This window comes from Paraburkholderia sp. BCC1876 (assembly GCF_902833695.1).
Taxonomy (GTDB): Bacteria; Pseudomonadota; Gammaproteobacteria; order Burkholderiales; family Burkholderiaceae; genus Paraburkholderia.
On the sequence record NZ_CADFGI010000128.1, the window covers coordinates 1 to 230 of the forward strand.

Here is a 230-nt window from a genome sequence, read left to right on the forward strand (position 1 = left end):
TGCTCCAGTTCCTCGATACGCGCCTCGGCGGTATGTGCGCGTGTCGTCGCCGCGGCGGCGTCCAGCGACCACTTGTCCGCCTCTTCCGACTTCGCCCGCAACGCCTCGTCCAACGTGGCGACCTGTTGCTGCGCGTGGTCGCGTTCCTGCGTGACGCGAGCGATCTCGGCGTCTTTGCCCGACACCACCGCGATCAACTTTTCGCGCGCCTGACGTTCGTCGTCCAGCGT

1 pseudogene is annotated in these 230 nt (G+C 67.0%); it reads right to left on the bottom strand.

Annotated elements, in window-relative coordinates:
• Nucleotides 1-230: pseudogene (locus tag HWY05_RS38120) on the bottom strand (ATPase); the annotation flags it as partial.